The organism is Saliphagus sp. GCM10025317, from assembly GCF_042663665.1.
Classification (GTDB): domain Archaea; phylum Halobacteriota; class Halobacteria; order Halobacteriales; family Natrialbaceae; genus Natronosalvus.
Genome location: NZ_JBHTAQ010000005.1, coordinates 1780727 through 1803855, shown reverse-complemented (window position 1 = coordinate 1803855; position 23129 = coordinate 1780727). Strand labels below are relative to the sequence as shown.

The window sequence follows — 23129 nt, the reverse complement described above, 5'->3', positions numbered from 1 at the left end:
TCACAGCGAAACGACCGCCCCGACGTACAGCGTGGCCACGAGGAAGAGCCAGACCGCGTCGACGAAGTGCCAGTACAGCCCCACGGTCGCCACGGACGTGTCTCGCTCAGAGGCGTACTGACCGCGCGCGCCGCGAACGAGGACGATCGAGAGCAGCACGACGCCGAGGGCGACGTGGAGGCCGTGGAGTCCGGTCAACCCGTAGAACGCGCTCGCGAACACGCCGTCGGTGATCGAGAACCCCTCGTGAACGAGGAACTCGTAGTACTCGAGGACCTGGCCGGCGAGGAAGACGGCGCCCAGGAGGACGGTCAGGCCGAGAAGGCCGAGGAACGCCCGGTCACGTCCGCGCTCGAGGAAGTCGTGGGCGAAGTGGAACGTGACGCTACTGACGACCAGGAGCGCGGTGTTGATCGCGACGAGGGAACCGAGTAGCGGCGGGAGGTCGGCGGGGGGCCACGTTCCGACGCGGACGAACGCGTAGTATATGAAGCCGGCGCCGAAAGTACCGAGATCGGTCGCAAGAAAGAGGATCATGGTCGTGACGTAGGCGCGTCTCGCCTCCGGATCGGCTACGGAACGGTCCTGGTGGCGGAGGAACGCCTGTCGGAACCAGCCGAACAGCCCGGTTAGCAGGAGTCCGCCGCCGAGGAGCGCGACCGCGAGACCAAGGAGAGCGGGGACGGTCTCGACGCCGAACGCCAGGGCGAGAAGCGCGAATCCGACGTACAGCACGGCTGCGCCTGCGGCACTCACGATGGGCCAGCCGCTTCGGTGGCGGGCATGATCGTCCCCGTCACCGTCACCGGACGTGTCTGGCGTGTTTGGGGGGTCTGATCGAGCGTGTGGCGGCGGTGTCGACGTGATGGGGATCACCTGCTGGTTCGAACGTGGCGTCGTGTTCGCTGGATTCGAACGGTGCCGCGTTCGCTGGGTTCGCACGACGCCGCGCTCGTTGTGCTCGAGCGACGCCGCATTCGAGCAATAGGGAATACACTCGAGCCAGGCCCAAGTAGCTAGCAGCCAGTCGGTTTGCGTGAGTGTCTCGCGTTTGGACTCCCGATCGATCGAACGGATCGTTACCGGTGATCGGATGGCCCTTCGCTCGAGACGGCTGGTTCGGCCTCGGTTCGTTCGACCTCCTGTGCCTCGGTTCCTTCAACGCTCGAAGCCTCGGGTCGTCCGTCACGGTACTCGGTGAGCCGGGCCTGTCGAACCCCCGACGGTTGGCCGGTGAGGACGTAGGGAAGGAGGATATAGATCGCGTTGATCACGAGGATCAGTAAAATTGGGGCGAGGAACAGTCCGTAGAAGCCGAAAACGAGAGGGCCGACGATGTAGGAGACCAGGAGCATGCCCGTGTGAGTTTGCTTGCCGCTGATGTGGGCCCGGATGAAGAAGTCGGGAATGAAGTCGACGAGGACTGCGCTGACGGCCGCCAGCGCGCCAACCGGGACGAGGAGCGAGAGGTCGCCGGCCGCCCACGCGTTCACCGCGAGGAGGACGATGACGGGGACGTAGACGAGTTTGATGCCGACGACCGGAATGAGGCTCCCGATACCGGTCAGCGCGCCGATCAGCGCCGGAAACGGAACGTCGACCGCAGCGGGGGCAAAGAAATTGTACGTGTAGAACGTCACGACGCCGACGATGGCCGTGACGAACACGTTGACGATGTTGCCGAAGAGCGTCATCGAGAGTTCAGGATCCACGGCGCGAGCGTAGGCTCGCATGACGCCCGACTCGTCGTAGGTCTCGAGTGCCCACGAGACGAATCGCGGGCCGTCGATGAGCATGTAGTACACCAGCGTGACCATGATGATCAACTGGACGACTGCGCCGCTGACGACGCTGACCGTCCCCGCGAGACTCAACACCACGACGCCGAGGGAGGCTTGCGAGGAGAGGTCCGTGACGATGCGTCGAATCTCGTCGAGGTCGAGGCCGGTCACGTCGATATCCGTGACTACCTGCTCGAGAAATTGATCCTGCACGTCGTATGCGGTGAGCAACGCCTGTGTCTCGATGACGATGACGGCGACGGTGTACGTGATGAGCACGAGGAACGGCACGCCGAACAGGACGAGCGCGAGGATCGCCCGCGGCCGTCTCGGAACGTTGAACCGGGCGAGGGCTCGATAGATCGGCCGAACGGCGTAGTAGAGGAAGACCGCGAAGACGAGGACGCCGAGAAACGAGAGAGCGACGTGGGCGACCACCAGGAACAAGGCGGCGACGATCGATCCGACGGCGATCCGACGGCCGAACTCGCGGTCGCGTTGCATTGTCCCTTGCTACGACAGGCGAGTATTTCACTCCACTGGCAGGTACCGCTGTTTACTCACTGACCGGACGCGAGACCCCACCGCCGAACCCCCGTGGTGGCTTTACGGTCTCGCCCGTCGAATCGAACCGATATGGCACGCTCGATTCTCGTCCCACACGACGGATCCTCACACGCACAGGCAGCCCTCGAGTACGCCCTCGAAACGTTTCCGGACGCCTCGATCGTCCTGTTTCACGCCATCGATCCGTTCGAGGTGACCCCAACCGAGGAACAGCTTTCGCCCCTGACTGACACCTGGCTCGCCGATCAGGAGTCGGAAGCCGCCGAACTCTTCGCCGAAGCGAAGGCGTCGCTCGAGGACGACGTGTCGTTCGAGACCGCAATCGCCGTCGGGTCGCCAGCCCAGTCAATCGTGGCTCACGTCGAGGACGCGGACGCCGACCAGATCGTCATGGGCAATCGCGGACGCGGCGGTGCGGCCGGCCTACAGATGGGAAGTACGGCGGAGATCGTCGTCAAGCGAGCGAACGTCCCGGTAACGGTCGTTCGATAGTCGCCGAGTCTGCCGTCCGCCTGGAGCGGGAGTCCCTGAACATCACCCTGAGCTACTCGAGCAGGACTACTCGAGCAGCCCGCGCAACGTCGATTCCTCCTGCATGCCCACCAGCTGTTTGGCGGGTTGGCCGTTCTCGAAGAGGATCAGCGTCGGGAGCCCGCGGACGCCGTACTGCTGGGCGACCCCCGGGAGTGCCTCGGTATCGACTTTCGCGATCGTTCCCGGGGTTTCGGTGGCGAGTCGGTCGAGAACGGGCGCGAGCATCTGACAGGGACCACACCAGTCGGCGTAGAAGTCCACGAGCACGCGATCGTGCTTCTGTAGCACCTGCTCGAAGTGCGACTGGCTCTCGACGGCGATCGGCTGGTCCGGACTCGACGCGCGCTGGTGGTCTTGCTCGGCTTTCGCCTTCAGTTCCTCGATCTTGCGTTCGCGTATGCGTTCGAGTTCGTCGTCTCCTTCCGGATTCGTCTCGTCGTCGGTGCTCATACGCCTCGCTCGTTCGCTGCGTCAAAAACGATTTCGCTGTGCTCGAGATGCTCGAAGCGCTCTTCAGAACGGAAGTTTCGAACGGAGCCAGCCCAGGAAGCCGCTCGAGTCCTCGCTCTCGTCTCCGTTGTCCGTCGGAACGAGGTCCGTCTCCGTCGATTCGGCGTCAGAGACGACGAGTGCGGACTCCTCGCCTGATGCCGGATCCTCGTCCGACGCGGTCGACTCGAGGGAGTAGTCGACGCGTCCGGCTCGAGGGGTGGTGTCTGGTTCAGGGGCGGTGTCGGGTTCGGGGGCGCTCTCGTCGTCGGCGTCGCCAGCATCACTGACACTGTCCGGTTCGTCGACCGGCTCGGCCCGTTCGGCTTCGGGTTTGGATTCTGCCTCGAGTCCGGAGGCGGAATCGTCCTCGAGTTCGGTGTTATCGTCGACATCGACATCGGCTTCGCCCGTGTCTGCGTCCTCGCCCTCACCCTCGTCCTCGACCACGAACCCGGATTCAGCTTCAGGTTCGGGCTCGGATCCAGATTCCAACTCGGATTCAGGTTCGGACACGGACTCGGAATCGTCCTCGACCCCATCCGTTCCCTGGATCGATTCCGTTTCGGTCGCTCCCGAATCGGCGTCGTCCGCGGAAGACGAGTCGTCACCGCTGTCGATCCAGAGGAACTCGTCGGATCGCGTCCGGCCGGTGAGCAACAGGTCGTCGAGCGCGCCCTCGTCGACCAGCTCGTCGTCGACGTCGTGAACCGGCTCGTCGTCCTCGTCGGCGCTCGCGATGATCTCCTCGGGGCTCTCGTCCTCGAGAACCTCGTTCATTCCGGGGTCGGCGGCGGCCTCGTCGCGAAGCTGACTGAAGAGGTCGGCAGCAGTCACGTCCTCGACGTCGTCACCGTGTGCTGTCTCGTCGGAGTCAACCGGCTCCTCGTCGGCCGAGTCATCTTCGATTTCCCCGAAGAGCTCGTCCATGCTCGGACCGATATCGAAATTTCCCTCCCTCGATTTTTCATCGGTCGTACTATCGGTCATGTGCTCTTCTGTCCGAATAGATTATCAATCGGCATTAAGCTTTGGAATATTAACAGTCACTGAAGTGTGATATTCGATTCTCGTTTCGAACGTCAGCGGTCGATTGACGAAGTATACGTATCCCTACACGAGATACGGAAACGGATGGGAAATCAAGGTACGCAACGCAGTTGGCAAACTAGACGGTCCAAATCGGGAATCGTGAGAGTAAAATCCGGTGGTCGTCACGGTTCAGGCAGATGGCAGACCGCGGGTTCGACTTCGAGGAGCAATTGACGTCCCAGGCCGACGCGGACCGACGGTACTCGCTCGCGCCAACCGATCGAATCGATTCCCGCGGCTACGTTTCCGAGCCACCGAGAGGCGGCCTTCCGGTCCTCGAGGCCGACGAGTTGCTCGTGTTCGGCTCGAACAACTACCTCGGGTTGACCGCGAACCAGCGGGTCCAGAACGCCGCGAGACAGGCCGCCGCTACCGTCGGGACCGGCTCCGGCGGAAGCCGGCTCACGACCGGCGATACGATGGTCCACCACGACCTCGAGCGACTGCTCGCCGAGACCTTCGAGACGGACCGTGCGCTCGCGTTCTCCTCGGGCTACGCTGCGAACGTCGGAACGATCACCGCCCTCGAGCCCGACGTCGTTTTCGTCGACGAGTACACCCACGTCAGCGCGTTCGACGGCTGCCGGCTCGCCGGGACCGAGGTCGTTCCGTACGGCCACTGCGATCCCGACGCCCTTCGCGACGCGGTGGAGGACGCCCTCGAGCGGCGTGCTATCGGTGGAGTAACAGCCGACGTCGACGCCGACGCCAACACCGTCGCCGATGTCGACACCGATACCGAGGCCGACGCCGACGCCAAACCCGACGACGAATCCTGGCTCGTCGTCACCGATTCGATCTTCAGTCAGGACGGGTGGGTTGCTCCGCTCGAGGAACTCTGCGACGTCGCCGACTCGGTCGGCGCCTGGATCATGGTCGACGAGAGCCACGCGACCGGCCTCTACGTCCGCGGTGGTGGAATCGTCCAGGCCGAGGGGCTTGCCGACCGCGTCGACATCCAGATGGGGGCGCTTTCGACGGCGCTCGCCAGCCAGGGCGGCTACGTTGCGGGCGACGACGCGTTAATCGAGTGGCTGGCCGCTCGTGCGCCACCGTTCGTCGAGTCGACGGGTCTGACCCCGATGGCGGCCGCGGCGGCGAGCGAAGCACTCCACCTCTCGAAACACGGCGATTACCGCGAATCCCTCTGGGAGAACGTCACGCGTCTCCGCGACGGCCTGCTGACGATGGGCTACGAGGTCGATGGCGATTCGCAGATCCTGCCGGTCTACGTCGAGACGCGGGACGCGGCCCGGACCCTGGCGGACGACCTTCGCGAGCGGGGCGTGATCGTTTCCGCGCCCGTTCGTACGAGTTCTGGTGGACACACGTCCAGGAACGCGGTTCGGGAGGGGTACGTCTACGTGCTCCCGACGGCCGCGCACACCCGCGATGATCTCGTTGCCTGCCTCGAGGCGTTCCAGGACGCCGGCGAAGCTTGCGATCTCCTGTAGATGGCTCGCGTCCTCGAGGGTCCAGATTTGTCCTCAAGGGGTCGTACTAACTCTCGAGAATCGTACTATCACCCTAGAGTACTCCCCGCTCGAGCGGTTTAGCCGCTAGAAAAAGTCTGATAGGCCCGACTGTCCATCGTCGTCTTCGTCGTCTTTGTTCTCGTCGCTCTCGTCGCTCACGTCGGCATCCGACGCACCATCGTCGGCCGCTGCGCTCGAGTCGCCACCCGTCCCCGTCCCCGAACCCGAAGTCGCCTCGTCGTCGGCGTCTGAAGCTGAAGACCCTACGTCGAGAAGCGACGCGTTCGCCGAATCAGCGGATTCATCGCTCGAGTCCGACCCGTCATTCGAACCGTCGTCGCTCCTGGCGTCCTCCCCACTCCTGGCGTCCAGGTCGCTCGAGCCCTCAGCGTCCGCGGTGCCGAAAAACGCGGAACCGGAGTGCGAGACCGTCTCCTCGGCCTGGCGTTCGGCAGCGTCCTCCACGATCGACTCGACCTTGTTGGTGTCGGCGCCGCTCCCGGTGACGAACGAGACCTCCTTCTCGTCGAGGTCGTAGGCGGCCGCCATCGCGACGGTCAACTCCCGGTTTCGACAGAGGTGGGTCATGCTCGATAGGAACGGCATGATCTCCCGGCGGACAGTGCCGATGCTCGCGCCCTCCCGGTCGGCGATCCGCTGGGCGATGGCGTCGCGTCGATCCCGGGTCCCACGGGTTCGTCCGAGTTTCGACCAATAACTCGGCGGGCCGTACCGGGTCCACCCGCCTTTGGGCTCGCGCCTCGAGGCGGCGACGCCGGCGGCGATGTTGTCGGTTGCGTAGCGCCAGTACGAGTAGTTCTGGGTCGAGCGCACCCGGCCCAGCCAGCGGTCGGCGTTGCTCATGAACTCGTAGGCGTCGGCGAGTTCGCCGCCCGAGTAGTCCTTCGGCACGTTGTCCTCGACCCAGTTGAGCAGGTCGTCGGGCGTCTCGTCGGTGTCGTAGGCAGCCAGCAGGGCGCCGTGGGCGTCTTTCTCCTTGATGAGCGCGTCGAGGAAGTCGAAGATGCCTTCAGTGCTGTCGCGTTCGCTCGTCACGACGTCGTCGACCGTCAGGCGCTTGCTGCCCTCCGCGACCGCCTGCAGGTCGTTGACCGCGGACCGAAGGTCGCCGCTCGTCGCGTCGGCGATCTTGCGGAGGGCGTCGTCCTCGAATTCGATGCCCTCGCGTCGACAGATGTCCCGGAGGACGGGGACGATCGAGCGCGCCGAGACGTCGCGGAACTCGATGGTCTGACAGTAGTTTCGCAGCGAGTTGCTCATGTCGTAGAACTCGTTTGCCACGAGGACGATCGGCTGGCTGGCCGACTTGACTACCCGCGTGACCTCTCGAGAACCGCCGTAGTCGGCGTTGCCGTGGAAGTTGTCAGCCTCGTCGAGGATGACGAGGCGGCGACCGCCGCTGCCGCCGGTCAGCGTGCCGCTCTTCGAGGCCTCGCCGGCGACGCGCTTGATCACGTCGGCCTGGCGGTCATCGCTGGCGTTGAGTTCCATCACCGGCCAGCCCATGTCGTTGGCCAGCGCGTGGGCGGCCGAGGTCTTCCCGATACCCGGACTGCCGTGGACGATGACGGGCTTTCGGTGCTCGTCCCACGTCTTCGCCCACTCCTCGAGTTTGTTGCGGGCCTTGTCGTTTCCACGTACCTCCGACAGCGTCGTCGGGCGGTACGTTTCCGTCCAGTCGCTCATTGTCGGAGGTAGGGACGAGTCGCGTTTAGTGGTTGCGGAGCGTCACCCTCGACGACCGTCTCCAGCCGAGGCGAGACGTCACCTTCTCTCTACCCACGGCACTCGAGACTCGAGGCGACGCCTGTTCGGACGGATGGCGACATTTGCAGGTGATGCGACTGTCGAACCGAGTTCTCGCCCGCTCGAAACCGCACGTTACGGCACCTCGACCGGCGAACGCTCCGAATCTCGGACAATCGTCTGGTTGGTGCAGGAAACAGTCTCTCGAGTGCTCTAGGGAGCGATTACCATCGTTTCATCGCCGAAACTGAACTTACACGCAGAATAAGCAAGAGGTCCGGTGGTGCCGAGGGTACTATGTCCCTCTGGCCCAGGCGGACCGTGATGGCTCTCGGTGCCTCGCTCGTCATCGGCAGTTTCCTCGGTGCGGCTAAAACGAGCGGCGGGGCCCATGTGAAGTCGACGGTCCCGATGGCGGTGACGCCTGCGGACGCCGATCACTGGACGTCCTACCACGGCACCCCTGGAAACACCGCCGCCCTCTCGGGCTCGAGTCGGTTTCCAGCGCCCGAGACGGTCGCCTGGGAATACGAGCAGGATGGCGACGTCGTCGTCGCCGATGGCACGGTCTACCTCCGGACGGGGGCTGGTGTCCACGCCCTCTCCGCCAGCGATGGGTCCATCCAGTGGGTACGAGAGGACGTCGGCGCCGACGGAACCCCCGCCGTCGTCGACGACACCGTCTACGTCGCCGGCGACCGAGTGACGGCGCTCGATGCCGACAGCGGCGATACCGTCTGGTCGACGTCGTTCGGGACGAACGGCCAGATCCCAAGTCCGACCGTCGTCGACGGATCGATCTACGTGGTTGTCGACGGCGCTCTTCGCTCGCTCGACGCCGACGACGGGAGTCCCCAGTGGCGACGGAGTGGGGTCGACCTCGAGCGACAGGATGCCGACGTTGCGTCGTTCGTTTCGATTCCAGTCGCCGTCGCGAACGACCTCGTGTATGCCGCCGTTGGCGACGCCGGTTTCGTCGCGCTCGACGCCGAGTCGGGGGAGCCGGTGTGGGTCGTCCAGGAGGAGACTCCCTCGAGAGGCGAGGGACTTCCCTCAATCGTGGCGACTGAAGACCGCCTCTACGTGGCGTGGCTCGGCGACGGCGGCGATGGTGACGTCGACGACGGTGACGACGAGGGCGTCGACGGTGACAGCGACGAGGGGGAGGAAGAAGTGTGCCTGGTCCTCGATGCCAACGACGGAGCGGTCCTCGAGCGAGTCGAGTTGCGGTTCCCACTCGCGGCGACTGACACCGTCAGAGTCAGTGCCGAGCGACACGGCGTCTACGCGTACAACTACGAGACCGACCACAGCTGGACCGTCGGCGGGTCGATGGATGCGTGGGGACGACCGTCAATCGGTGGCCGCACGGTCGTCGTTCCGTACCACCCTGCCGACGGGGACCCCGCCATCTTCGGAGTCGACATCGAAACCGGCCTCGAGCAGTGGTCGTTTCCGTTAGCAGCCGTCGGACTCGAGGACCCTCACGAGGCGAGGTGGCCCGATCTCACGTACGCAATCGGTGACGGAACGGTGTACTTCTCGGGGCACGGGAGCCTCGTCGCGCTCGAGCCAGCGACGGAGGTCGGCGCGGACCAATTCGGCGGGGACGAAGACGACGCGGCCGGTGTCGACACTATGGACGGCGACGAGGCGAGCGACACCGACGATGAACACGAATCGAGGCCGAACGAGGGTGTCGCGTCGGACGAAAGCGGCGACATCGACACTACGGACGCCGACCATTCGTCGAACGCTACCGAAACCGACGATGGGACGCGCGAGGACGACACCGACGGCGCCGCATTCGACGATACCCACCAAAAGACGGACATCGAGAACGGCTCGTCTAACGACGAGGGAGACGGCGCACCCGGGTTCACCGTCGGTACCGAACTCGTTAGCGGAGGACTCGTCCTCGAGTGGCTCCGTCGTCGATTACCCGCGAACGACTTGGAGTAGGAGCCCTGCCTACTGGAACGCACGGGCCTGTCCGCTGGAACGTGCAAGCCCTGCCCAGGAACGTTACACACTCACACGGCGCCCAAAGAGTGACGGTCCTCGTCGCGGAACGTCTCGCCGAATGTTCCCCGAGACGTTCGAAACCGATCGGCTTCGGTTCGAGCCGTTGACGACCGAGACGATCACGCCCCTCGAGCTGTACGAGTACACGAACTCGGCCACTGACTTCGGGGCGGTCGCCACGCACCTCACGACCGACGTCCACGAGACGGCGAACGACGCCCGCAAGTACCTCCTCGAGTCCGAGAAGCGGTGGGACGACGCCACGCGAGCGAACTGGACGATCTATCCGCTCGAGGGCGAATCCATCGGAACGTTCGCCGGCGTCGCCAGCCTCATCCCGCTCTGGGAGAAGCGCACCGCCCGACTCGGCCTCTGGCTTCGCAAACCGTTCTGGGGCCGCGGCTACTCGAGCGAGCGCGCCGCGGCGACCATGGCCATCGCGTTCGACCGCCTCGACCTCGAGGTGGTCTCGGTGGGCTACCTGAAGGGCAACGCAAAGTCGAAGCGGGCGATCGAGAAGTACGTCGAGCGCTACGGGGGGACGTACGACAGCGTGTTGCGAAACTGGGTGCCACTCGATGGCGAGATCCGCGACCTGCACCGGTACACAATCACCGCCGAGGCGTGGGAGACGAATCGGCCCGAGACGGCGTATACGGTTCGCGAGTGAGGTGGTACTCGAGTGAACGTCGTTGCTCGAGTGAGTGACGAAAACCGAGTGAGCGACGTCGAAGGCACCAACCAGGACGACCGAGATGGTCGATGAAGGACGAAGGAAGCTTTAGGTCGCTCCCACAGACAATACGCATCAGGGTACTCGAGATGACGAACGCGATACCGGACTCGGGCGTCGAGGCGTCGGGCGATAACGACGAGGCCAGCGCCGGGACTGGAACGAGTGCGGACGAACCGGATGCCGCGGGGGACCTCCGTCCGTTGTTTCTGGGCGTGGTCGCTGGCGCACTCGCCTGGCTCGCCGGCTACGCGGTCACCTACGGATTGGCTCGCGAGTCGATTCGCGTCGATCTCCGGACCGACGTTCTCGAGTCCGCCGCGGGCGAGACGCTCACCGCTGAACTGGTCGCCTGGACCTACCTCAACGCCCACGGGGTGGCGACCGAGGTGCCGCGGCGCGGGCTCTTCAGACTCTTGCCGCCGGAACAGAACGTCGTCCTGAACGGGAGCGGCGCCGAGTGGCTCCTCTTGCTGGTGCCGCCGCTCGTCATCGCGTTGGCCGGCGCGTACTGCGCATACGACCAGTTCGAGCGCCTCGAGTCGATCACCGAAGCCGCGATCGACGGCGCGATGGTCGCCATCGGCTACCTCGCCGTCACGATCGTCGCCGTCCTCGTCTCGACGGTCGTGATCGAGGGTTCGGTGATCCGACCGTCGCCGCTCGAGTCGATACTCGTCGCCGGGATCGGCTATCCGATCGTCTTCGGTGCGCTCGGGGCCGTCACCGTCGTTCGGCTCCGCGCTCGCAGTGGCGTTCGAACTCCGTGACCGCCGTTATTCTCCAAGCTTTCGAGCGACCATCTCGCCCCAGTTGGCGAACTCGTGGCGCTCGTAGAACGCCTGCGCCCGGTCGTTTTCGCGGTCGACGTCTAGCACGAGTCGGTCGAGTGGCAGGTCCTGGCCGCGGGCGACCGCGAGCGCTCGCTCCATCAACGCGTCGGCAACGCCGGTCCCGCGCGCGTCGGGAGCGACGTAGATTTCGTTGAGAATGGCCGCGTCCCAGATGTACGCGAGCGACTCCGGGAGGACGAATACGTAGCCGACGAGTGTCGACGACCCCGCTTTCTCGTCCCCTGACGATTCCGGCTCGACGGCGACCGTCACTGCCTCTGGTTCCTCGTCCAGGCAGCGTTCGACCCACTCGAGGTAGCCTTCGCGGTAGGCGTCGGTGAGCTTCGATTCGTACCGTTCTGACTTGCCGTCGTCGCCCGTTCCCTCGCCAAGTCCCAGTTCGAACGCCCGTTTGAGCGCCCAGAGGCCGTCTGCATCGGTCGCCGGATCGTACGGTCGGATCGTCGGCTCGACGGTCGTGTCCATACCCGCCGATAGTCGTGAGGGGCTAAGGCTCACCCGATTTCCCGACCTGGTGCGTTCGGCTGATCAGCCCCCAGGGGTCGAAGAGGTACACGCCCGCGAGGCCGAGCGCCAGGACGACGACGAACACGCGGGCGGCCTCCGCAAGATCCGTGGGAACCGACGGCTCGAGTGTAATCGCCATCACGCCCGCGACGCTGATCCACAGGACGGCGGTGATCGTCCGCTGACGACGGTTCATACTCGAGTATGGCCTCGAGGCGTACTTCAAGGTCCCGCTTAGTACGCACAATTCTTGATGGTTTCGTGCTCAGTGACGTGCTCGAACGCGGAGGCGAACGCCCTGCTGATCTCCTTCGTATCGTCGAGATCCTACCGTCGAACGATCGGAATTGGACTCGAGCGGTGTGCTCGAGTACCGACGCTCATACTCAATACTATAATTATCTAAGTATAATAGTATAGGGTGTATAGTGAACTTTGAGGCTGGCGTCGTCGAGCAGGGTATTCGAACAGCGTCGAGTTCCATTTCCTGTTTGTCGGTTTCCGCTCGCGGATGCAAGTATCACTACGCGGTACGCACGGCTTTCGCCGTTCACATCGTGATTCTCCCCGACGACCGTAGCCGTTGCACCCGCGGTCGACGTCATCCAACCCGGTCCATCGCCGGTTTTATTTTACTGTTGAAAATAGCGTCGCTATGGTCAAAGAGCCCGTCGACGTCGAGACGGCGGGGCAGAACGTCGCCGGTGAGGAGCCTGCGGCGGAGCCAGAAGCGGTCACCGACGACACGACGGTCCACGACGACGATGTCGAACTCGAGCGAACGATTGGATTGGTCAGCGGCCTGGCAATCGGAATCGGGACGATGATCGGAGCGGGGATTTTCGTGTTCCCCGGATTAGCGGCGAGCAACGCGGGGCTCGCTGCCACCGTCTCGTTTGGTATCGGCGGGTTGATCGCGTTGTTCGTGGCGCTTCCGACGTCCGAACTCGCCACAGCCATGCCCCGTAGCGGGGGCGGATACTACTTCATCTCGCGAGGGATGGGTACCGCCTACGGTGCAATCGTAGGTCTCGGACTCTGGTTGGGGTTAATGTTTGCCTCCGCGTTCTATCTCGTCGGCCTCGGTCACTACGCGAGCGCCGTGTTCGCTGAACTCGGCGTCGGGCTCCCGTTCAGCCCCGTTATCGGGATTGGATTACTGTTCGGCGCAGCGCTGACGGCGTTGAGTATTGGTGGCACAGAAAACACAGCCAAGCTGCAGAATATTGTCGTCGGGATTCTCCTCGTCGTCCTCACGGGATTTCTCTCGTATGGCGTCCTCGACGCTTTCGGGGTCTTTGGTCGGACCAGCGTCCCGGAGCAATTCTTCTCGAGAGGCTACTTCCCGGTGTTGACGACGGCCGCGCTCGTGTTCACATCGTATCTGGGGTTCGCCCAGGTTGCAACCGTTGCGGGTGAGATCAAGCGGCCGGGGCGGAATCTGCCGCTGGCGATGGTCGGGTCGGTGCTCGTCGTCACCGTGTTCTACGTCGTGACGATTTTCGTCGCGACCAGCGCGTTCGGAGCGGACCGGCTCGGTCAGTTCGGTGAGACGGCGATGGTCGAAGTGGCCCGTGAGTTCCTCGGACTGCCCGGCGCGGTCGCTATCCTGGGTGCCGGGTTGTTGGCAACGTTCTCGAGTGCAAACGCGTCGATTCTGAGCGCCTCCCGGGCAGTGTACGCATTGAGTCGGGATGCCTTGCTACCCCGAAAAGCGAGCGAAGTCAACCTCCGGTATGGGACTCCACACGTCGCGCTGCTGGCTGCCGGTGGCCCGATTCTCGCGCTCGTGGCGACCGGACAGGTCGAATTGCTCGCGGAGGTCGCGTCGTTTCTCCACCTGATCATGTACGGTCTAATGTGTGTCGGGCTGATCGTGTTGCGACGCCGGAATCCCGAGTGGTACTCGCCCAGTTACCGTGTCCCGGGGTATCCAGTGTTGCCTGGCGTCGGTGCGCTCGCTAGCTTCGGTCTGATCGCCTTCATGCAACCTGCGTCGATCGCCATCGGCATCGTAGTCATGGTCGTGTCGTACCTGTGGTATCGTTATTACGCTGGAGACGTCATACTCAAGGGGGAGATCTGAAATGACGGACCGACCATCGATACTCGTTCCGATTCGCGTACTCGAAGGAGAGTCGGTTCCGGAGGGGGTTCCCGGTCTCCTCGCGAACGCCCACGTCGTCTTGCTGGGATATCACGTCGTTCCCGAACAGACCGCACCGGGACAGGCACAGATGCAGTTCGAGGAGCGAGCCACGGCCCGTCTCGACGAATACGAGGCGATCTTCGAGGAGGCGGGAGCGACCGTCGAACGGCGACTCGTCTTCACGCACGACGGACAGAAGACGATCGACCGCACGATTCACGAGCACGACTGCATGGCAGTTCTCGTCCCGAACGCCACCGGGACGGTTGACGATGTGCTCGTCGCCGTCCGCGGGGCCGTGGGAATCGACCGTCTCGCCCGCGTCGTCGCCGGCGTGTTCGGTGCGATGGACACCTCGATAACGCTGTACCACGTCGTCGAGACGAAGGAAACGGACGAGGACATTGGGACACTTCTCGATGGGATGGTCGATCGACTGGGAGAGCTCGGTGTCGACGAGTCGAAGATCGAGACACGAGTCGAGCGAGATCAGAAGCCTCTCGATGCGATCGTCGACGCATCTGAAGCGTTCGATGCCGTCGTGATGGGTGAGACGGATCCGTCGCTCGTAACGTACGTGTTCGGTATGCCGGCCGACCAGGTTGCCGACCGGTTTCTCGGCCCCGTTCTCGTCGTCCAGCATGAACTTGCGAACGAAAGGGACGAGTGAGATGGCCGAATACCATAGACGTGGAGGATAGGTGTCCGGCGGAGGAGGCTTTGCGGAGAAGGTGTCGACGAGATTGCCTCAGAGCACGGTAGTAGCAATCCTCGTATGGTTGTGCAGAATTATGAGTTTCGACGTACGTGGATATAGAAAACGTAGCAACGTTTGAGGCCGGCGTCGTCGAGAGCGGTCCCAACAATCACTGTGCGCGATATTGTTCGCGGAAGAACGCAAGTGGGCGATTTGGACCACGGTCGTCCCTCACTGCGTTCGGTTTTCCCTCTGATTCAAATCTCCATGGTCTGGTTTTCACGATCCGGACGCTCGCTACGCTCACAAGTTGGACCGTGAAAACGCCGAGAGGGAGATTTGAACTCCCGTGTCCGTGGGGACAGCAGATTTCGAATCTGCCGCCTTGGCCGGGCTAGGCTATCTCGGCTCACTCGTACGTAGCCGGGTGGTGATTTTAGCCGTTTCGGTTTCTCGCAGCCGCGGGGTCGGTTACCACGGTCGCGACCGGCCCGAGTTCAGGACCGGAACCAGCATCGAGACCGCTGTCTGGAGCCGTCACCCGCTACTCGAGCGCGACCTGCTCACCACTACCTCGAACGTGACAATAACAGAAGAAATATGGGCGACCACCTCGAGTCCGACGCCATGGACGTCACTCAGGCCAGCGAAGAGTGCAACACGGTACTCGACGCGATTGGCGAGGCCGTCATCTGCGACCGTGAATTTCTCGAGACCGTCCTCCTCGGCGTCGTCGGACGCGGGCACGTCCTGCTCGAGGACGTCCCCGGCACGGGGAAGACCCTCACAGCCCGCAGCGTCGCGACCGCCCTCGGACTGTCGTTCTCGCGCATCCAGTTCACCCCGGACCTCCTCCCATCCGACGTGACCGGCACCCACGTCTTCAACGAGCAGGACCGGGAGTTCGAGTTCAACGAAGGTCCCATCTTCGCGAACATCGTCCTCGCCGACGAGATCAACCGTGCGCCGCCGAAAACCCAGGCCGCGCTGCTCGAGGCGATGGAGGAAGGGCAGGTGACGACCGACGGCGAGACCCGCCAGCTGCCACAGCCGTTCTTCGTCATCGCGACCCAGAACCCCGTCGAGCAGGAGGGGACGTTCCCGCTCCCCGAGGCGCAGGTCGATCGCTTCCTCGTGAAGACCTCGATGGGGTATCCCGACGAAGGTGGAGAGATCGAACTCCTCCAGCGGCGAGCGAGCCGCGACGAGATGAGCCCGAGCGTCGAGACGGTGTTCGAACCCGAACACGTCACCGCCCTCCGGCAGGTCCCCGAGACCGTGACGGTGGACGAGGACCTCCTCGAGTACGTCGTCGCCCTCGCCCGACAGACCCGGACCGACGGCCGGGTCGAGGTCGGCGTCTCTCCTCGTGGGACCCAGCGCCTGTTCGAGGCCGCTCGCGCCTACGCGACCATTGCGGGGCGGGAGTACGTCACCCCGGACGACATCAAGCGCGTCGCCCACCCGGTGATGGCCCACCGCCTCGTGCTCACGCCCGACGCGACGGTCAACGAGGTCTCGAAGTCCCAGATCGTCGACGCGGTCCTCGATTCGGTACCGGTGCCGACGCTCGAGTGACGGAAACGACGAACTCGAGATTCGAGAGAACGGTATTGCGAGACATCGGACGACCTCACCGCGTGGGGAACGCTATCGTAAGCTATTGCAGCGTCTCGACACCTCCCCGTCGCGGTTCTCGATATTGCCAAAAAAGACGTGAATGGCGTCGGCTCAGGCTTCCATCTCTGGCGCACTCTCAGCTTCGACGAGCTCTTTGGACGTCCGGAGCGAGTGTTTGAACTGGCGCTCGTTGTACCGCTTCGCGACGGGTTCGAGCACGCGCTCGAACAGCGAGTCGCCGAACTCGTAATCGGCCCGCTGGACGACCTTCGTCCCGGAATCGGTCTCTGCGTAGTAGTAGTGTAGCTCCCCGGTCATACCGGGGCTCTCGAACGTGGTGATCGTGTGTTGGTTCGGTTCGGCGATTCGCATCTCCATTTTACCGTCCATCGAGGTGCCGAGCAGCCTGTAGGTGGCGTTCATCCGAAGACCGTCATCGGTCTCCTCGACGATCTCGACATCGGTCAGGCTGGGCATGGTTCGTCGCCAGTTCTCGGGGTCGATCCCGAACTGAAAGACGCGGTCTACGGGCGCTTCGATTTCGATCGTGTGCTCGAACGTGGGCATCTATATCATCTCTGTGTCAACTCGAATCACGCACTGATCTCTACGAAGGAATCGGGTACGACGACGGCTGACTCACTTGATATAGGCGCGCTGAGGTAATAAGACTATGCTCGGAAACGCGACGCCAGGGGCCGTTACCCTGTATTTTTCATCCCGGCGGCGATCCCCTTGACCGTCAGCCTGAGCGTTCTCTCTTCGACGTCGGTTCGGTGGGTTCGCCCCAGCAGGTGCGTCTGGAGGAAGTTGAGCGGATCGACGTAGGGGTTCCGTCGCTCGAGGTTCTCGCCCATCCAGTCGCGCGTGTGGAGCGTTTCACGCTGGCCGATCGTCTTGACCAGGTCGACCGCGCGGTCGTACTCCTCGGACACCCGCGGGAAGAACCGCTCCCGCAGGTCCTCGGTCGCCAGGTCGGCGTACTGCTCGGCGATCTCGAGCTCCGTTCGCGAGAGCGAGAGCGCGGCGTTGTCGAGGGTCGTGCGGAAGAACGGCCACTCCTCGTACATCGTCTGCAGGGTCTCGACATCGCCGTCGTTCTCCAGGTAGGCGTCGATGCCGTCGGCGACGGCGTACCAGCCCGGCAGGATGCACCGCGCCTGCGTCCAGGAGAAGACCCACGGGATCGCCCGCAGATCCTCGACCGTCCGCTCGCCGCTCCGGGAGGCCGGCCGCGAGCCCAGGTCGAGGTCCTCGATGACGGTGATGGGCGTCGCCTGCTCGAAGTACTGGACGAAGCCGTCGGTCTCGAGCAGGTCGCGGTACTCCTGGCGGGCCGCGTCGGCCATGGCGTCCATCGCCTCGATCCACTCATCCTCGATGCGCTCCTCAGGTTGCTCGATCGCCTGCTTTCGCGCCCGCAACTGGGCGTTGAGCATCTGCTCGATGTTACGCTCGGCGATACGGGGGTTGCCGTACTTCTCGGCGATGGCCTCCCCCTGCTCGGTGAACTTGACCTGGCCGGTGACGGTGCTATTCGGCAGGGCCAGCAGGGCCTCTCCCATCGGGCCCCCGCCGCGGGAGATGGACCCCCCGCGGCCGTGGAACAGGCGCATCGTCACGTCGTAGTCGTCACAGATCTGACCGAGTCGGCGCTGGTTCTTGTACAGCGACCAGTTCGCCGCCAGGAACCCGTTCTCTTTGTTCGAGTCGGAGTATCCCAGCATGATCTCCTGAGTCCGCCCGCGGGCCTCGAGCACCTGCGCGTAGGCTTCGTTGTCGAACAGCGTCCCCATGATGCGGCGAGCGCCCGAGAGGGCGTACTCCGTCTCGAGCAGCGGGACGATGTCGATGCCGCAGTGTTCCGGCAGGGAGACGATACCGGCCTGGTCGGCCAGGAACAGCACCTCGAGGACGTGGGACGGCTCGTTGTTCATCGAGATGCAGTAGGTGTCGATGGCCTCGTTGCCGTACTCGGCCTGCCAGTCGGCGAGGCTGTCGAAGAGGGTGACGACCCGACTCGAGGTGTCCGAGAGGTCCTCCGTCCGGGAGAGGTCGACGATTGTCTCGTCCTGGAGGACGGCGTCGGTGAGCAACTCGACGCGCTCGTCCTCCGAGAGGGTCTTGTACTCGATGCCTTCCCGCGAGAGCACCTCGTCGATGGCGTCCGTGTGGTTCTGGCGGTGATCGCGCAGGTCGAGGCTGGCGAGCGAGAGGCCGAAGGTGGCGACCTGTCTACGCAGGGGGTCGACGTGAGCCTCGACCACGGTTTCCCCGCTGTTCTCCCGGAGGCTGTCGGCGATGATCTCGAGGTCCTCGACGAGTTCGTCGGCGTCGTCGTAGCCACCGGGGCGAACGTCGCCGACGCGTTCGAGGCGCTCGCGCATCAGTTTGAGCTTCTGGCGGTAGGGTTCGCCCGGGTAGCGTTCCTTCGCCGTCTTGGCGCTTCCCGGCAGTCGCTCCCGGTCGGCCTCGAGCGAGGCGTCGAACGTGTTGCCGGTGGTGATCCGACTCCCGTCCTGACTGAGCACGCCCGAGAGCCGCTTGAGTTGCTCGCGATAGCGGTCGATCACGACCTCGCGTTGCCGTTCGAGGGTGTTGGCCGTGACCTCGGGCGTGACGTAGGGGTTGCCGTCGCGGTCACTCCCGGCCCACGAGCGGAACTCGAAGAGTTTGGGGACATCGATGGCCCCGTCGAGTTCGTCGTCCAGCGCGTCGGCCAGTTCGTCGTACACCTCGCCGACGACGTCGAAGAGCGTGTTTTCGAGGTACCACTGGACGTTCCGGGCCTCGTCCTCTGGTTCGGGCTGGCGCTTGCGGACCTGTGGGGTCTGCCAGAGGCTCGTCACCTCGGCGTCGACGTCCCGCCAGACCTGCTCGCGCTCCTTGTCGGTCAGCAGCCGCTCGTCGAGCGTCTCGAGGTGGGTCGCCACCGTCCGGAGCTTCGACTTGACGGTCTTTCGGCGCGCTTCCGTCGGGTGGGCCGTGAACGTCGGTTCGATGAGCACGTCGTCGAGGATGCCCGAGACGGTCTCTAGATCCGCTTCGGACAGCTCCTCGGCGGCCGTCTCGAGACTGTCGTCGAGCGTTCCGTCCTGGGAGTCCTGTCGAATCGACCGGACGCGCTCGCGCTCCTCGGCGAGGTTGATCAGTTCGAAGTACGTCGTGAACGCACGGGCGACCACGCGTTGCTGGTGTGGCGACAGCCCCTCGAGTTCGGTGGCCAGTGGCTCTCGTGACTCGATGTCTCCCGCACGGTAGTCGATGGCGGCCGTTCGACAGGATTCGACGGTGTCGAACGCACGACGCGACGTCTGGTCCTCGAGGACGTCACCCAGGAGGGCCCCGAGTTCGCGAACGTCCTGTCGGACTTCCCTGTTGTGCAGTCGCATACCAACACTCTACGCGCCCTATTGCTAAAAACTCCGTACAGCGCGAAAGTTTGCCACGTGAATCGTCTTTCGTGAGGGTTTCGAGCCCGTTAGCGAAGCGTTTTCGAGACGAGTTCGACCCTCAATTGTACTCCCGCCAGCGGTACCCACACTCGGTACACTTGAAGAACCGCGTCGGCGGCTCGTCGGCCGAGGCCGTCTGCTTGATCGTGTACCAGGCCTCCTCAGTGCCACACTCGTCACAGCGGACGTCCGTCGCGATTGGCTTGCCCTCGAAGTTCGCCTCCTCGTCGGACTCGATCACGTCGTCGAACGTCTGGGACTCGGTCGTGACGAACGAGGCTTCTTGTTCCCGGTCTCGAGCCGTCGACGCGCCGCAGTCGTCGTTGGTACAGACCATGTGGTCCCCATCGGCTTTCATCATCGAACCGCAGTTGTCGCAGAACTGCATACCAGAGGTATCGGCTCGAGGGGCAAAAACGATGCGTCAGCGGCCCGACCGAGGCCCGCCGAGAATGGCTTTCCACACTCGAGACGGAGCCTATTTCGCCCCACAGCCGCGAGTGTCGCGTATGAACCAGACCACGGAGACCACGGCCCGCGTCCTCCCGGGGCGAACCGCGGACGAGTGGCTCCTCCTCGAGGTCGACACGGCCGATCCGACGTACGTCGAGCGACCCGACCTGGACGGCGACCCCGATTCGGGCGACGACGCGGATCGAAACGGCCCCGGTCTCGAACACGGTAACCGGATCGAGGCGACGCTCGAGTGGGACGACGGCGAACCTCGACTCGCTTCCTGGACGGTTCTCGAGCCGACCCGGTTTCGCTTCCGTCGGACGGACGCCCCCGTCTTCCAGGCCGCCCAGCACTGTTTCGAGGAGGCCCGACGAGCGGGCGAGGCGATGAACGCCCGCGTGATTCACGACACCGACGGTCGCCCGAACGGCGTGGTCTACACCTTCGCGGATCAGCCGGGTCAGCGCGACCTCTACGCCGAGTTTCGCGACGGCGAGAAGCCCCTCGAGCCCTTGCTCGATCGCGCCGCCGAGTCGACCGAGGCGCCGTTTTCGGTCTGGGTGCTCGACGTGAGCGAGCCGTTCGTACTCGTGACCATCGTCCTCGATCCGGACGGGTTACTCGAGGGGAAGATGCGCGAGGCGTACGGGGATGCCGGGTAGGAACCGTCCCTTTCAGTTGCGGGGCGAGTACCCGACTCGGCCGCTCACTCGTAGGTGAAAAAGCGGACGTTACAGGACGGACAGACGAGTTTTTCCTGTGGCGTCTTGCCGACCGGGGTCGCTTCGCCACAGCAACTCGCACGCGTGATCGTCACCTTGCCGCCACAGAGCGGACATTCCTCGAGGAGCGACCGCAGGGGGCGCCCCGCGGCGCGAGCGACCGCGTCGTCGACTCGTTCCTCGAGCGCGCGGGCCGCGGCGAGTTCGGCGACGGCGACTCCCTGGTGGAGCGTCACGGGCGCGCCAGCGGCCGGGTCGAGGATGACGACGGGGCGCCCCCACTGCCGGCGAGTGCGCGTCTCTACCGTGGACGGCGTCACCTCGTCGGCCACGTCGGCCAGCGCCTTGAGGTCGAGGTGACGAAGCGACGCCATCTCGCGACGCCAGTCCTCGCGGAAGTCTGGGTCGAGCACCACGTCCTCGGCCTCGACGTCGACGACGCCGGCCTCGAGCAACGTGGTGAGGACCGCTTCCCCGTCCGGTGGGGTGTCATCGCCCGAGCCCGTGCCCGCGTTCGCGTTCGCAGCCGCATCCGCGGTCACGGTCGAACTCGTCGTCGATCCAGATTCCTCGACTGTTCCGAGCCCGCCAGCGTCGGCCAGCGATCCGGTCGTCGAGCCCCGATGCTCGTGGCCGAACGGATCGACCGGTAGCCTGGCGAAGAGCTTCGGTGCCAAGTGCGGCGTGTACGGAACGAGGTAGCCCCGGAGGCCGATCCCGGCGACGCCAGCAGTCGCGACCACCACCGCGGTCCGTCGCCGCCCCCTGAGAGCGAGGACGCCGACCGCCACGACGAGCAGCACGACGTTGGTCACCGTACACGGCCAGCAGCGATTCTCCCCGGTGTACTCCGGGCGTCGAACGCGCTCGAGAAGCGAAGCCATGCGGGGCAATTTCTGGTGGGACGGCTTGAGTGTGGCGCTGGAGACAGGCTTTTTACAACGGGTGTTATACGTCGACTGGAATGAACGTGCGCCCTCCACAGTCAAGCGGGCTGGTGGTTCGACATGGACGGTGACGAACTGATCGCGACGCTCGAGGACGCGGGCCTCTCGCCGTACCAGGCCGACGCCTTCGTGACGCTGCTCGAACTGGGCGCTGCGTCGGCAACCGACATCGCCCACGCCAGCTCCGTCCCCGATCCGCGAATCTACGACGTCCTGCGCGGACTCGAGGACGACGGATACATCGAAACCTACGAACAGGACAGCTTGCACGCCCGCGCCCACGACCCGGATGAGGTCCTCGCCGACCTTCGCTCGCGGGCGAGTCGCTTCGAGACGGCCGCCACGGAGATTGAAGAGCGCTGGAACCGGCCCGATATCGAGGACCACAAAGTCAGCATCGTCAAGCGACTCGACACGGTGCTGACACAGGCCGAGGAGTTGATCCGGGAGGCGACGACGCAGGTGCAAGTCGGCCTGACGGTCGAGCAGTACCACGAACTCGAGGACGCACTCGCGGCGGCACTCGAACGGGGCGCCGACGTGAAGGTGTGTCTGTTCCCGTCGGTCGACGCCGAGATGGACCTCCCGTCGATGGAGTCGCTGGCGCGAACCTGTACGGAGGCCCGGCGTCGACCGATCCCCTCGCCGTTCGTCGCGCTCGTCGATCGGTCCTGGACGTGTTTCTCCCCGCACGGGTACTCGACGAACGAGTACGGCGTCATCGTCAACGACCGGACGCACACCTTCGTCTTCCACTGGTACTTCCTGACCAGCCTCTGGGAGGTCCACGAGACGATCTACTCGGCCCGGAACGACGAGTTCCCCGTCACCTACGTCGACCTCCGGCACTGCCTGCGTGACGTCATCCCCCTGCTCGAGGACGGGGTGGCGATCGAGGCGACGGTCGAGGGAATCGAGACCGGTTCGGGACTGGAGGTCACCCGGTCCGGGACGGTGACGGACGCCACCTACGCGGGTGTCACGACGGAAGCCGATCACCCGGCCCCGCTGGCACAACTCGCGGGCGAGGCGTCGATCACCCTCGAGACCGAGGACGGACCCGTTACCGTCGGTGGCTGGGGCGCGATGCTCGAGGACCTCGAGGCGACTCGTATCACGGTCGACTCGAGTGCCTGATGAATATATGAAGTATTACCTTTTCACGAATAGTTACTACGTTCGGGTGCTATTGTCGAGTAACGTCGTCGCGTCGAACCCGCCGCCTCGGGCCGGTGAGTGTGCCGCAAACGATGTCTTCT

The 23129-nt window shown here is 64.4% G+C and carries 21 protein-coding genes and 1 tRNA gene; 10 read left to right on the top strand and 12 right to left on the bottom strand.

Annotation, left to right across the window (positions count from 1 at the left end; all coding sequences use genetic code 11):
* Together ACFQS4_RS10785 and ACFQS4_RS10780 are read right to left on the bottom strand one after the other, a co-directional pair.
* The gene (locus ACFQS4_RS10785; protein ID WP_497903181.1) at nucleotides 1–867 is read right to left on the bottom strand and encodes a cytochrome c oxidase subunit 3; all 867 of its coding nucleotides are present in this window, start codon (nucleotides 865–867) and stop codon (nucleotides 1–3) included.
* Nucleotides 868–1079: 212 nt separating this feature from the next.
* On the bottom strand, nucleotides 1080–2285 hold the full coding sequence (locus ACFQS4_RS10780; protein ID WP_497901516.1) for an AI-2E family transporter: 1206 nt from the start codon (nucleotides 2283–2285) through the stop codon (nucleotides 1080–1082).
* Nucleotides 2286–2417: 132 nt separating this feature from the next.
* Between ACFQS4_RS10780 and ACFQS4_RS10775 the strand changes: the two genes are divergently transcribed.
* Nucleotides 2418–2840 carry a universal stress protein gene (locus tag ACFQS4_RS10775; RefSeq protein WP_497901515.1) on the top strand — a complete coding sequence of 141 codons (423 nt, stop codon included), beginning with the start codon at nucleotides 2418–2420 and terminating at the stop codon, nucleotides 2838–2840.
* Between the two features lie 66 nt (nucleotides 2841–2906).
* Here ACFQS4_RS10775 and trxA read toward each other — a convergent pair whose 3' ends face one another.
* Both trxA and ACFQS4_RS10765 read right to left on the bottom strand, forming a co-directional pair.
* Entirely contained in the window at nucleotides 2907–3332 is a 426-nt protein-coding gene (gene trxA / locus ACFQS4_RS10770; protein WP_497901514.1) for a thioredoxin, read from the bottom strand.
* A 63-nt stretch (nucleotides 3333–3395) separates the two neighbouring features.
* Nucleotides 3396–4301 carry a hypothetical protein gene (locus ACFQS4_RS10765; RefSeq protein ID WP_497901513.1) on the bottom strand — a complete coding sequence of 302 codons (906 nt, stop codon included), beginning with the start codon at nucleotides 4299–4301 and terminating at the stop codon, nucleotides 3396–3398.
* A 299-nt stretch (nucleotides 4302–4600) separates the two neighbouring features.
* Between ACFQS4_RS10765 and ACFQS4_RS10760 the strand changes: the two genes are divergently transcribed.
* Nucleotides 4601–5917: an aminotransferase class I/II-fold pyridoxal phosphate-dependent enzyme gene (locus ACFQS4_RS10760; protein ID WP_497901512.1), complete on the top strand. Its 1317-nt coding sequence runs from the start codon at nucleotides 4601–4603 to the stop codon at nucleotides 5915–5917.
* Between the two features lie 105 nt (nucleotides 5918–6022).
* Here ACFQS4_RS10760 and ACFQS4_RS10755 read toward each other — a convergent pair whose 3' ends face one another.
* Entirely contained in the window at nucleotides 6023–7645 is a 1623-nt protein-coding gene (locus tag ACFQS4_RS10755) for a replication factor C large subunit (protein WP_497901511.1), read from the bottom strand.
* Nucleotides 7646–8002: 357 nt separating this feature from the next.
* Between ACFQS4_RS10755 and ACFQS4_RS10750 the strand changes: the two genes are divergently transcribed.
* From ACFQS4_RS10750 to ACFQS4_RS10740, 3 genes are all read left to right on the top strand, one after another.
* Nucleotides 8003–9667 carry an outer membrane protein assembly factor BamB family protein gene (locus ACFQS4_RS10750; RefSeq protein ID WP_497901510.1) on the top strand — a complete coding sequence of 555 codons (1665 nt, stop codon included), beginning with the start codon at nucleotides 8003–8005 and terminating at the stop codon, nucleotides 9665–9667.
* A gap of 121 nt (nucleotides 9668–9788) precedes the next feature.
* A complete protein-coding gene (locus ACFQS4_RS10745) occupies nucleotides 9789–10400 on the top strand; it encodes a GNAT family N-acetyltransferase (RefSeq protein WP_497901509.1) in 612 nt (203 codons plus the stop codon).
* A 92-nt stretch (nucleotides 10401–10492) separates the two neighbouring features.
* On the top strand, nucleotides 10493–11233 hold the full coding sequence (locus tag ACFQS4_RS10740) for a DUF7978 family protein (RefSeq protein WP_497901508.1): 741 nt from the start codon (nucleotides 10493–10495) through the stop codon (nucleotides 11231–11233).
* Between the two features lie 6 nt (nucleotides 11234–11239).
* Here ACFQS4_RS10740 and ACFQS4_RS10735 read toward each other — a convergent pair whose 3' ends face one another.
* Nucleotides 11240–11782 carry a GNAT family N-acetyltransferase gene (locus tag ACFQS4_RS10735; protein ID WP_497901507.1) on the bottom strand — a complete coding sequence of 181 codons (543 nt, stop codon included), beginning with the start codon at nucleotides 11780–11782 and terminating at the stop codon, nucleotides 11240–11242.
* 22 nt (nucleotides 11783–11804) lie between these two features.
* The gene (locus tag ACFQS4_RS10730; protein ID WP_497901506.1) at nucleotides 11805–12020 is read right to left on the bottom strand and encodes a hypothetical protein; all 216 of its coding nucleotides are present in this window, start codon (nucleotides 12018–12020) and stop codon (nucleotides 11805–11807) included.
* Nucleotides 12021–12479: 459 nt separating this feature from the next.
* On the opposite strand from ACFQS4_RS10730, the gene ACFQS4_RS10725 reads away from it, so the two are divergent.
* The gene (locus ACFQS4_RS10725; protein WP_497901505.1) at nucleotides 12480–13910 is read left to right on the top strand and encodes an APC family permease; all 1431 of its coding nucleotides are present in this window, start codon (nucleotides 12480–12482) and stop codon (nucleotides 13908–13910) included.
* A 1-nt stretch (nucleotide 13911) separates the two neighbouring features.
* A complete protein-coding gene (locus ACFQS4_RS10720; RefSeq protein ID WP_497901504.1) occupies nucleotides 13912–14643 on the top strand; it encodes a universal stress protein in 732 nt (243 codons plus the stop codon).
* Between the two features lie 351 nt (nucleotides 14644–14994).
* On the opposite strand, the gene ACFQS4_RS10715 is transcribed toward ACFQS4_RS10720, so the two are convergent.
* Nucleotides 14995–15079 (bottom strand) — tRNA-Ser (locus tag ACFQS4_RS10715).
* 218 nt (nucleotides 15080–15297) lie between these two features.
* Here ACFQS4_RS10715 and ACFQS4_RS10710 point away from each other — a divergent pair.
* Entirely contained in the window at nucleotides 15298–16248 is a 951-nt protein-coding gene (locus tag ACFQS4_RS10710) for an AAA family ATPase (protein WP_497903180.1), read from the top strand.
* 153 nt (nucleotides 16249–16401) lie between these two features.
* Here ACFQS4_RS10710 and ACFQS4_RS10705 read toward each other — a convergent pair whose 3' ends face one another.
* The 3 genes from ACFQS4_RS10705 to ACFQS4_RS10695 form a co-directional block, all read right to left on the bottom strand.
* The gene (locus ACFQS4_RS10705) at nucleotides 16402–16857 is read right to left on the bottom strand and encodes an SRPBCC family protein (protein WP_497901503.1); all 456 of its coding nucleotides are present in this window, start codon (nucleotides 16855–16857) and stop codon (nucleotides 16402–16404) included.
* Nucleotides 16858–16991: 134 nt separating this feature from the next.
* Complete coding sequence (ppc, locus tag ACFQS4_RS10700; RefSeq protein WP_497901502.1) at nucleotides 16992–19682, bottom strand: phosphoenolpyruvate carboxylase; 2691 nt, start codon at nucleotides 19680–19682, stop codon at nucleotides 16992–16994.
* Between the two features lie 121 nt (nucleotides 19683–19803).
* Entirely contained in the window at nucleotides 19804–20133 is a 330-nt protein-coding gene (locus ACFQS4_RS10695; protein ID WP_497901501.1) for a transcription factor S, read from the bottom strand.
* Between the two features lie 121 nt (nucleotides 20134–20254).
* On the opposite strand from ACFQS4_RS10695, the gene ACFQS4_RS10690 reads away from it, so the two are divergent.
* Complete coding sequence (locus tag ACFQS4_RS10690) at nucleotides 20255–20863, top strand: DUF6663 family protein (RefSeq protein WP_497901500.1); 609 nt, start codon at nucleotides 20255–20257, stop codon at nucleotides 20861–20863.
* Between the two features lie 44 nt (nucleotides 20864–20907).
* Here ACFQS4_RS10690 and ACFQS4_RS10685 read toward each other — a convergent pair whose 3' ends face one another.
* Nucleotides 20908–21807 (bottom strand): DUF8054 domain-containing protein, encoded by a 900-nt coding sequence (locus ACFQS4_RS10685; protein ID WP_497901499.1) that lies wholly within the window; start codon nucleotides 21805–21807, stop codon nucleotides 20908–20910.
* A 123-nt stretch (nucleotides 21808–21930) separates the two neighbouring features.
* Here ACFQS4_RS10685 and ACFQS4_RS10680 point away from each other — a divergent pair, with 123 nt between their 5' ends.
* The gene (locus ACFQS4_RS10680; RefSeq protein WP_497901498.1) at nucleotides 21931–23007 is read left to right on the top strand and encodes a TrmB family transcriptional regulator; all 1077 of its coding nucleotides are present in this window, start codon (nucleotides 21931–21933) and stop codon (nucleotides 23005–23007) included.
* The last annotated feature ends 122 nt before the right edge of the window (nucleotides 23008–23129 follow it).